The organism is Spirillospora sp. NPDC052269 (genome assembly GCF_040679435.1).
GTDB lineage: Bacteria > Actinomycetota > Actinomycetes > Streptosporangiales > Streptosporangiaceae > Spirillospora.
On sequence record NZ_JBFAUU010000016.1, the window covers coordinates 228,329 to 238,286 of the forward strand.

The window sequence follows — 9,958 nt, forward strand, 5'->3', positions numbered from 1 at the left end:
AGTCCACGGTGATCTTCTTGGTCAGGTCGCCCTCCGCGACCGCCGTCGTCACCTGCGCGATGTTGCGGACCTGGTAGGTCAGGTTGGACGCCATGCCGTTGACGTTGCTGGTCAGGTCCTTCCAGACACCGCTCACGCCCGGCACGCGCGCCTGTCCGCCGAGGCGCCCCTCGGTGCCGACCTCGCGGGCCACGCGCGTCACCTCGTCGGCGAACGCCGACAGCGTGTCGACCATCTGGTTCACCGTCGACTTCAGCTGCAGGATCTCGCCCTGCGCGCCGACCGTGATCTTCTTGGTCAGGTCGCCGTCCGCGACCGCCGTCGTGACCTGCGCGATGTTGCGGACCTGGCTGGTCAGGTTGTTCGCCATCGCGTTCACGTTGTCGGTGAGGTCCTTCCAGACCCCCGAGACGCCGTGCACCTTCGCCTGTCCGCCCAGCTGGCCCTCGGTGCCGACCTCGCGGGCGACGCGGGTGACCTCGTCGGCGAACGCCGACAGCGTCTCGACCATCTGGTTCACGGTGAGCTTCAGCTCCTGGAGCTCACCGGCCGCCTCGACCGTCACCTTCCGGGTCAGGTCGCCGCGCGCCACCGCCGTGGTCACCTCGGCGATGTCACGGACCTGGCTGGTCAGCCGGTCGGCCATCACGTTCACCGCGGCCGTCACGTCCCGCCAGCGCCCGGACATGCCGCGCGCGGACGCCTTGCCGCCGAGCCGCCCCTCGGTGCCGACCTCCCGGGCGAACTGGGTGACCTCCCAGGTGAACTGGTCCAGCAGCTCGACCATCACGTTCACCGACTTGGCCATCCGCAGCAGCTCGCCGCGCATCGGACGGCCCCCCGCGCGCAGCTCGACCCGCTGGGTCAGGTCGCCCTTGGCGACCGCCTCCACCACCTTGTACATGCCGTTGGCGAGGTCGGTCAGCTTGTCCAGGATGGCGTTGGAGTCCTCCACCGCGCCGGCCCACGAGCCGCGCAGCGTGCCGGGCGTCAGCCGCCCCCGCAGCTGGCCGTCACGGCCGATCTCGCGGCGCACCCGGGCCAGCCCGGAGGCGACCTGGTGGCCGTTGTCGCGGATCTGGTCCAGCACCGCCATGGCCTCGGCGACGGCGCCCTCACCGGTCACCTCGACGGGCGTGCGCAACTTGCCGTCCCGGACGGCCGCCAGGGCCCGCAGCAGCGGTTCCAGGTCGGCGTCGCTGTATCGCGGGGTGGTGTCGCGTGAGACACCGTCACCCGCTCGGGAACGCGTGGCGCTACGGGGCATCAGTCCATCCTCCTGGCCGACGGGTGCCCGCTGGCTCGGGCGCCTCGTCCGGCCCGCATCTGTACTTTACGTCGCCACTGGCCCGGTGGCCGTGTGCCGGACCCGTTCTCCCGCCCGGTTCGCGCGGCCGCTCCCCGATGCGGCCACGGGTGACCTCACCCGCCCCCTACAGGCTTCGTGTTACGGTCTGTCCCGGCGCGAGCACGGTGGACGGTGTCGGCGCCCGGCTGGTTGAGCCAGTCTGTCACGGCGGCCAGACTCGGATGTGCGGCCAGACTCAGAACTGACGACGAGCGAGGGACGGCAGTTGGATCGGCACACGGCGGCGGCCACCTTCCCGTCCGCTGCGGCCTCCGTGGCGGACGCGCGCCGTTTCGTCCAGCAGACCCTGCGCGAGTGGGGCCTCACCGAGGCCGCCGACGACGCGGTGCTCGCGACCAGTGAGCTGGCCACGAACGCGGTCGCCTACGCGGGCACCGCCTTCGACGTGATCTGCACTCTCACCGGCGACGAGATCCAGATCGAGGTCCGCGACCGGCACCCCACCCGGACCCCGGTGATGCCCGGCGTGACCGCCGCGAGCGGCCGGGGCCTGCCGTCGATCGCCCGCCTCGCCGCGTCCTGGGGCGTCGACTACGACCACGAGAGCAAGGGCATCTGGTTCCGGCTGACCCGGCCCGTCCCCGAGCCGGAGGAGCCCCGGACGGACGATTTCGCCCGTCGTCCGGGTTTTCCGGCCCGTCCGGAATCAACCGGAAACGATGGCGTGACCTCCGGCACCCCCTCAGGACGCACCGCCGCCGACCCGGGCTGGGGCGCGCCCGTGCCCGATCCGGCCTCCGTCCGGCGCCCCGCCGCCGCTCCCGAGACCACGAACGGACACCGTTCACGCCCGACAGGTGGCGGCGCTGTGCCACGGGCCTCGGCCCGCCGGTCCGCGCGCGGCTCCGGCACGTCCATGGCCCGGCGTTCCGAGCCTCCCGCGCTGCCCGCCGCGAGCGACCGCCTCCTGCGCACCCCCGCGGGCGTGGAGTCCCTGGAGGACGCGCTGTCCTCCGTCCGAGACCTGCTCGACGTCGAGGGCGCGGCGGTGTTCCTCACCGAACGCGACGGGACCCTGGTCGTCGCCGCGTCCGCCGGCCTCACCACCGAACCCGGCCCGGACGAGCTGTCGGTCGTCAACCTCGGCCCCGACGCCCGTGCGGGCGTCCCCTGGATCGCCGCCGACACCTCCGACCCGATCGCCGCCGCGCTGCGCGCCCGCTCCATGGCCGCCGCGCCCCTGGAGAACCAGGGCCGCCTCACCGGCCTGGTCGTCGCCGTGTCCGCCGAGCCCGGACGGTTCGAACCCGCCGACGGCGCCCTCCTCGGCCGGATCGCCGAGGAGATGGCCCTCTCCCTGGAGAAGGCCCGGGTCGGCGAGCTGGAACGCTCCTGGCGCGGCTGGCTCAGCTTCGTCGCCGAAGCCAGCGACCTGCTCGCCGGAACCCTCGACCAGGAACGCACGATGGCCCTGGTCGCCCAGCTCGTCGTGCCCCGCCTGGCCACCTGGTGCGCCGTGTACACCGACACCGACGCGGGCCCGCCCGCCCTCGCCTACGTGTGGCACGCCGACGAGACCCGCGCCGACGCCCTGCGCGCCCAGCTCGACCGGGCGGTGCAGGGCCCCCGCCCCGACACGCCCGGCCCCTGGTACGGGCTCGCCGAGGTCACCGGCCCGGACGCCGCGGCCACCGTGTACGCCTTCCCGCTCGTGGCCCGCGGCCGCCGCATCGGCGCGATCGTCATCGGCCGCCCGGCGGGCGACCGGTTCCCGCGCAGCGCCATCGAGCTCGCCGAGGAGCTGAGCCGCCGCGCCGCCCTCGCCATCGACAACGCCCGCCTCTACTCGGCGCAGACCGTCATGAGCAGCGCCCTCCAGCGCAGCCTGCTGCCACCCGACGTCCCCGACATCCCGGGCCTGGAGGTCGAGGTCGTCTACGAGCCGGCAGGGGAGGGCAGCGAGGTCGGCGGCGACTTCTACGACGTGTTCGAATGCCCCGCGCGCGAGGGCGGACCGGGCGGCCCGCCCGTCGCCGGCCCGGTGGACCGCTGGCGGTTCGCGATCGGCGACGTGTGCGGCACCGGCCCGGCGGCCGCCGCCGTCACCGGACTCGCCCGGCACGCGCTGCGCATCCTCGCCGCCGAGGAGCTGCCGGTGCCCGGCGTCCTGGCCCGGCTCAACCGGCTGATCCTCGGCGAGGGCGAACGCGGCCGGCTGCTGACCCTGCTGCACGGCGAGATCACGCCGCGTCCCCGCCGGGACGGCGTGACCATCGCCCTGACCAGCGCCGGGCACCCTCCGCCGCTGATCCTCGACCCCGACGGCACGGTTCACGAGGTCGGCAGCGCGCAGCCGCTGCTGGGCGTCTTCGACGACGTCGACTTCCACTCCGACATCGTCGAGCTGCGCCGCGGCCAGGTGCTGCTGTGCGTCACCGACGGTGTGACCGAACGCCGGCACGGCGGCCGGCTGCTCGGCGACGACGGCGGCCTGGAACGGCTCCTCGCCGGGTGCACCGGGCTCAGCGCGGGCGCGGTCGCCGCGCGGATCCAGCGCGCGGTCCGCGACTTCGGCCCCGAACCCTCCAACGACGACGTCGCGCTCATCGTCCTCCGCGCGTCATGATGTGAACGGCTATCGGTAAGGTGGTGTGGCGTGGGGCTTGCCTTGCACACGACGCGAGATGACGGCCGCGCGACGATCGCCGCGCGCGGTTCCATCGACCTGCACTCCTCCGATGAGCTGAGGGCCCGGCTGACCGAGCTGCTCGACGCCGGAGAACGCGCCGTGGTGGTCGACCTCACCGCCGTGGACTTCTGCGACTCGTCCGGGCTGAACGTGCTCGTGCGCGCCTACAAGCACGCCCGCGCCCAGAACGCGTCGCTGACCGTCACCGGTGCCTACGGACGTGTCGAGAACGTCCTGCGCACCACCGGCCTGGACCGGTTCCTCCTCGGTGGGGCCGAAGAGGGAGTGGGCTGATGTCCGGAGTCGTGACCGAGACCACCCTGCGCGCCGCGCCGCAGACCGAGGCGGTCGAGTACGCCCGCCGCCTCGCCGCCCGGACCATGCGCACCTGGGCGCTCATGGAACGCGAGGAGCTGGTCACCGCCATCGTCGCCGAGCTGGTCGCCAACGCCGTCCGGCACGCCGGGACGGCCCTCGAGCTGCGCCTGCAACGCGGCACCGGACGCGTCCGCGTCGAGGTCCGCGACCGCGCCAGCCAGCTGCCGCGCCTCACCGTCCCCGGCCCCCTGGACGAGTCGCACCGCGGCCTGTTCATCGTCGACCGCTTCGCCACCGCCTGGGGAGCCGAGCCCGTCACCGGCGGCAAGGTCGTCTGGGCCGAGGTGGCCCTGTAGGACGCGGGCGAGAAGAGCACGAACGAAGAAGGGGGACGCGGCGACCGCGTCCCCCTTCTCGTCGCCTGGGTCAGGAGGTCTTGCGGTACAGCTCCGCGACCATGAACGCCAGGTCGAGCGACTGGCCGCGGTTGAGACGCGGGTCGCAGGCCGTCTCGTAGCGCTGCGGCAGGTCCGACTCGTCGATCTCGTCCCCGCCGCCGACGCACTCGGTGACGTCGTCACCGGTGAACTCGATGTGGATGCCGCCCGGGTGCGTGCCGAGCGACCGGTGCACCGAGAAGAACCCGGCGACCTCGTCCAGCACGTCGGTCACCCGGCGCGTCTTGTGCCCGGACGGCGCCTCGAAGGTGTTGCCGTGCATCGGGTCGCACACCCACGCGACCGGCCCCCCGTTGCGGGTCACCTTCTCCACCAGCGGCGGCAGCGCGTCCCGGATCCGGTCGGCGCCCATCCGCGTGATGAACGTCAGACGTCCCGGCTCGCCGTGCGGGTTCAGCTTGTCCATCAGCGCCAGGGCGTCGTCGGCCGTCGTCGTCGGACCGAGCTTCACCCCGATCGGGTTGTGGATGTGCCGCAGGAACTCCACGTGCGCCCCGTCCAGCTGCCGGGTCCGCTCACCCAGCCACAGGAAGTGCGCCGACACGTCGTACGGGGAGCCCGTGCGGCTGTCGATGCGGGTCAGCGCCCGCTCGTACTCCAGGATCAGCGCCTCGTGGCTGGAGTACAGCTCCACCCCGTGGAACTCGTCCGGGTTCGCGCCGCACGCCTTCATGAACGTCAGCGCCCGGTCGATCTCGCCCGCGAGTTGCTCGTACCGGCGTCCCGCCGGGCTGTGCGCCACGAAGTCCTGGTTCCAGGCGTGCACCTGCCGCAGGTCGGCGTACCCGCCCTTGGTGAACGCCCGGGTCAGGTTCAGCGTCACCGACGAGGAGAAGTACGCCTGCAGCAGCCGGCGTGGGTCGTTGCGCCGCGCGTCGGCGGAGAAGTCCAGGCCGTTGACCGCGTCCCCGCGGTAGGCGGGCAGCTCCACACCGCCGCGCACCTCCACCGGCTTCGACCGGGGCTTGGCGAACTGCCCCGCCATCCGCCCGATCTTCACCACCGGGACGCTGGCGGCGTAGGTCAGCACGACCGCCATCTGGAGCAGGGTCTTGAGCTTGTTGCGGACGTCGTCGGCGGTGGCCCCCGCGAACGTCTCGGCGCAGTCGCCGCCCTGAAGGACGAACGCCCGCCCGTGCGTCACCTCGGCGAGCTGGTTCTTGAGCTGGTCGCACTCGCCCGCGAACACCAGCGGAGGCTGTTTGGCGAGCTCGCCGGTCACGGCCTCGACCTCTGCCGGGTCGTCCCACATGGGCTGTTGCAATGCCGGGAGGCCGCGCCAGGCGTCCAGCTCCCCCGTGACGCTAGATGTACTCACAGTGGACAAGGCTAGGGCACCGGATACCCACCCGGACTAGCCGGACCACGCACTCGGCATGAATCCGACACCCGGGGGCCACGGAACAGACACCGTGAAGGCGAACGCCGCCGCGAGGTGCTCGCGGCGGCGTTCGGCAGGGTCTCGGGCCTTGGCTGCGGGGCCCGGGGCTGCGAAGGGCGGTCAGGCGGCCCGGACGCGGGAGCGCGGATCCACCGGATGCGGGACCGCACGCTCCCCGGCGGCGGTCAGCGTGCGCGCCGCCGCGGGCTCGTGCTCGGTCGCCATCTGCCGGAGCCGACGCAGCGACCGGTCGGTGATCTGCCGCACACGGTTGTGGCTCAGCCCGTACCGCGCGCCGATCTGCGCGTACGAGAGCGGCTGGCCGTTGTCCATGCCGAAACGGGCGCGCAGGATCGCCGACTCGCGCTCGGGCAGCCGCTGCAACATGCGGCCAAGGCCCTCCAGATCGTCCAGGGCCACGACCTCCGCCTCGGGCGTCACGGCCTCCGGGTCCTCCAGCAGATCGCCCATGGCGGTCTCACCGGCGTCGTCGACCGTCGCGTCCAGGCTGGCGGGGTCGCGCCGCCAGCTCAGCAACTCGTCCACATGCTCCGGATCGGCGCCCACGGTCTCCGCCAGCTCCTCGCGGGTGGGCTCACGGCCCAGCTCACGGCTCAGCTGACGCTCCGCGCGCCGCAACCGGGACAGCTCCTCCTCCACGTGGACGGGCAGCCGGATCGTGCGGGCGGTGTGACTCAGCCCGCGCCCGATCGCCTGCCGGATCCACCAGGTCGCGTACGTCGAGAACTTGAAGCCACGTCGGTAGTCGAACTTCTCCACCGCGCGCATCAACCCGAGGTTGCCCTCCTGGATCAGGTCGATGAGCGGAAGCGAGTCCGTGGGGTACTTGCGGGCGATGGACACGACCAGGCGGAGGTTGGCCTCGACGAAGCGCTGCTTGGCGCGCAACCCCGCCTCGGCCAGTTCCTCCAGCTCCTCGCGCGAGGTGCCGGGGGGCACGCGTCCTTCTTCGAGCAGCTGCTCGGCGTAGAGCCCGCCCTCGATCGCCTTCGCCAGATCGACTTCCTCCACCGCGTCCAGCAGCGGTGTACGACCGATCCGGTCGAGATACGCCCCGACCAGGTCCTTGTCGGGGGTGTCGACCCTGTCGCCCTTGTTGCGGGTTGCAGCCATCTTGACCCTTCTCCGGTGCGATCTCCCTAAGAGGAGAACGCTAATTACCGCCCTGTGATTCCCAACTTGGGAATACTTCGGTGGCGTACGCCGCTCTACCTGACCTGATACCCGGACCGAGGAGAAAACGACATGGCGACGGTCACACTGACCGCTGAGAACTTCGACGAGGTCGCCAAGGGCGACGGCATCGTCCTGGTCGACTTCTGGGCAGCCTGGTGCGGACCGTGCCGCATGTTCGCCCCGGTGTTCGAGAAGTCGGCTGAGAAGCACGAGAACATCACCTTCGCCAAGGTGGACACCGAGGACCAGCCCGAGCTGTCGCAGCGCTTCGGGATCTCCTCGATCCCCACGCTCATGGCGATCCGTGACGGTGTGATCGTGTTCGCCGAGCCGGGCGCGCTGCCCGAGCAGGCCCTGGAAAGCGTCATCCAGCAGGTCGAGGACCTGGACATGGAGGACGTCCGGAAGCGCCTGAACGGCTGACGCGCATCGTCCGCTCCGGCCGTCCCAACTGGGGCGGCCGGATGCAGTGCCCGCCGGATGCACGATGATGGACGCGTGCTCGCCGACGTCGTCGAATTCCTCATCTGCCCTGTGTGCGGACAACCCCTCGCGCAGGACGACCGCGGGCTGCGCTGCCCAGAACGGCACAGCTTCGACGTGGCCAGACAGGGGTACGCGAACCTGCTTCCCGGCAACGCACGTCCTGGCACGGCCGACACCCCGGAGATGGTCCGCGCCCGCGACGCGTTCCTGAACGCAGGACACTTCGCCCCCATGGCCAATGCTCTGGCACATCTGGTGTCAACATCACTGGGGGAGACGGGCGCACACCACGGCTGCCTCCTGGATGCGGGCGCCGGCACCGGCTACTACCTGAGCACCGTCCTGGACGAACCCGAGGTGCAGAAGACCCCCGGCCTGGCCCTGGACATCTCCAAGCACGCGGCCCGACGCGCCGCTCGTGCGCACGCGCGCATCGGCGCCATCGTCGCCGACCTCTGGCGACCCCTACCGGTCGCGGACGGAGCGGCACTCGCCATCCTCAACGTCTTCGCCCCCAGGAACGCGGGGGAGTTCCACCGCGTTCTCCACCCGGACGGCTCACTCGTCGTGGTCACGCCGTCCAGCCGGCATATGGGGCCCCTCGTCGACGCGCTCGGTCTCCTCAAGGTGGACGCCCAGAAAGCGGAACGTACCGACGCCACCCTCGCCGACCACTTCGACCTGGTGTCGCGTCAGGAGTTGGAGTTCGAGGCGTCCCTCACGCACGGGGAGATCCTGACCCTCGTCGGCATGGGCCCGAGCGCACACCACATCTCGTCCGGCGCCCTCGCCGAGAGGCTCAGTGCGCTACCCGACCCGCATCCGGTGCCGCTGTCGTTCGTGCTGTCGCACTTCCGCCGCAAGCCCTAGCCCGGGTCACCGGCCCCGACACCTCAAGCACGACCTGCGGAACGTCCCCAGGGGTGAGCAACGGCCGCAGTCCCTGACCGTCCACGACCTCGTACATGAACGTCACCGAGGCCGACCGCATCGACGCGTCCAGCAGAACGCGCTGCAACGCCTGCCCCGCGCGCAACCACGAGTCGGGCCCGTTCCCACGTGTGCTCAACACGCCACGTCGGATGTTGCCGCCAGTCCCAATCGCATGCAGATGCAGCGTCGCACCCTCCAGACGAGCCGCCTCCGCAAGCCCACCCAAGAACGGCACGGACGGCGGGCCCGCCACACCATGGAGGCGTCCAGGCAACGGACGCATGGTCGCCGCATAGAGAAGACGCTCTGTCCGAGAGGCGCGATGCCCCTGCACCAGGCGTACGCGCGCGAGCAGAGTCGGATCATCCCGATCGGGCAGCAGCCGGACGACCGTCCCAAGACCGAGCTGGGCGGCGGCAAGCCTCAGATTCACCAGCGCCGCCCCACAACCGAGGTGAAGCCCCCGCCCATGGGGATCGTCCATCGCCCGGAACCGGGCCGGGTCCGCGCGAACCTCGATCCCGTCACCCGAAGGCCGGAACCGCCACGCCTGCACGGCATGCAGCGTGGGGGCCATGGACGCGGCCACGACCAGGTGCGCGGCCGACGACCGTCCGCCGGCGACCGTGAGGAACGGGTACATGCGGTGCTCCCTCCAGCCACCCGGACGAGGTGAGCCGAACCGTACCGCAGGCCCACCCGCCGTCCCCAGGGCGGGCGACCGGATCTCGAGGCCCCGATTTGACCATGCTCGGAACGCCTCCTAGAGTCCTCCTTGCCCCGAGGGGATGCGGGACGCCGACACCGGCGGACGGCCCTGGGGGAACCGGATCGGGAAATCGGTTCGAGCCAGTCTCGGACCTGATGTACGATGGTCTGGTCAGCCTGGAACGGGATGCAGAACGCCGTAGCGGCGGTCGGCCCGGCAGGCACTTCACGAGGTACCAATGTCAGCCGACTTCGGTCCGGCCGATGTTTGATGCCCGTGGCCCGGCGAGTCTCACGAGTTAAAATGTCCGAACAGGGCGATTTGACAAGAGAGAAGAACCGGGTAAGTTTGAAGGGTTGCCCCGGAGTGAGGCCCGCGAGAGCGGGTGGAGCGCGGTGGGTGTCCGTTTCTTGAGAACTCAACAGCGTGTTAAAAGCCAGTGCCTTTATCGATCAGGCAGTTTTGTCTGATCGCCCCG

9 protein-coding genes are annotated in these 9,958 nt (G+C 71.4%); 6 read left to right on the top strand and 3 right to left on the bottom strand.

Annotated features, from left to right (window positions below; genetic code table 11):
* On the bottom strand, positions 1-1,267 hold a 1,267-nt coding region (locus tag AB0L06_RS31675; RefSeq protein ID WP_500234799.1), incomplete at its 3' end, for a HAMP domain-containing protein.
* A gap of 307 nt (positions 1,268-1,574) precedes the next feature.
* Between AB0L06_RS31675 and AB0L06_RS31680 the strand changes: the two genes are divergently transcribed.
* The 3 genes from AB0L06_RS31680 to AB0L06_RS31690 are packed head-to-tail and all read left to right on the top strand — an operon-like array spanning position 1,575 to position 4,672.
* A complete protein-coding gene (locus AB0L06_RS31680) occupies positions 1,575-3,935 on the top strand; it encodes a SpoIIE family protein phosphatase (protein ID WP_500234800.1) in 2,361 nt (786 codons plus the stop codon).
* 30 nt (positions 3,936-3,965) lie between these two features.
* Positions 3,966-4,292, top strand: a complete 327-nt coding sequence (locus AB0L06_RS31685; RefSeq protein WP_500234801.1) for an STAS domain-containing protein — start codon at positions 3,966-3,968, stop codon at positions 4,290-4,292.
* A complete protein-coding gene (locus tag AB0L06_RS31690) occupies positions 4,292-4,672 on the top strand; it encodes an ATP-binding protein (RefSeq protein ID WP_500234802.1) in 381 nt (126 codons plus the stop codon). The genes AB0L06_RS31685 and AB0L06_RS31690 overlap by 1 nt, the downstream gene beginning before the upstream one ends.
* Positions 4,673-4,742: 70 nt before the next feature.
* Here AB0L06_RS31690 and AB0L06_RS31695 read toward each other — a convergent pair whose 3' ends face one another.
* Together AB0L06_RS31695 and AB0L06_RS31700 are read right to left on the bottom strand one after the other, a co-directional pair.
* Entirely contained in the window at positions 4,743-6,092 is a 1,350-nt protein-coding gene (locus AB0L06_RS31695; protein ID WP_500234803.1) for a class II 3-deoxy-7-phosphoheptulonate synthase, read from the bottom strand.
* Positions 6,093-6,275: 183 nt separating this feature from the next.
* Positions 6,276-7,289: a sigma-70 family RNA polymerase sigma factor gene (locus tag AB0L06_RS31700; RefSeq protein WP_500234804.1), complete on the bottom strand. Its 1,014-nt coding sequence runs from the start codon at positions 7,287-7,289 to the stop codon at positions 6,276-6,278.
* A 132-nt stretch (positions 7,290-7,421) separates the two neighbouring features.
* Between AB0L06_RS31700 and trxA the strand changes: the two genes are divergently transcribed.
* The 3 genes from trxA to AB0L06_RS31715 all read left to right on the top strand — a co-directional run bounded on the left by trxA (position 7,422) and on the right by AB0L06_RS31715 (position 9,447).
* Positions 7,422-7,775: a thioredoxin gene (gene trxA / locus AB0L06_RS31705; protein WP_500234805.1), complete on the top strand. Its 354-nt coding sequence runs from the start codon at positions 7,422-7,424 to the stop codon at positions 7,773-7,775.
* 75 nt (positions 7,776-7,850) lie between these two features.
* A complete protein-coding gene (locus AB0L06_RS31710; protein ID WP_500234806.1) occupies positions 7,851-8,708 on the top strand; it encodes a putative RNA methyltransferase in 858 nt (285 codons plus the stop codon).
* A gap of 235 nt (positions 8,709-8,943) precedes the next feature.
* A complete protein-coding gene (locus AB0L06_RS31715; protein ID WP_500234807.1) occupies positions 8,944-9,447 on the top strand; it encodes a hypothetical protein in 504 nt (167 codons plus the stop codon).
* Positions 9,448-9,958: the final 511 nt, after the last annotated feature.

Excerpts from the sequence above, each read along its gene's own strand:
- AB0L06_RS31715 (WP_500234807.1), top strand. The coding sequence starts at position 8,944 with ATGCAGATGCAGCGTCGCACCCTCCAGACGAGCCGCCTCCGCAAGCCC.
- AB0L06_RS31690 (WP_500234802.1), top strand. The coding sequence starts at position 4,292 with ATGTCCGGAGTCGTGACCGAGACCACCCTGCGCGCCGCGCCGCAGACC.
- AB0L06_RS31700 (WP_500234804.1), bottom strand. The coding sequence starts at position 7,289 with ATGGCTGCAACCCGCAACAAGGGCGACAGGGTCGACACCCCCGACAAG.
- trxA (WP_500234805.1), top strand. The coding sequence starts at position 7,422 with ATGGCGACGGTCACACTGACCGCTGAGAACTTCGACGAGGTCGCCAAG.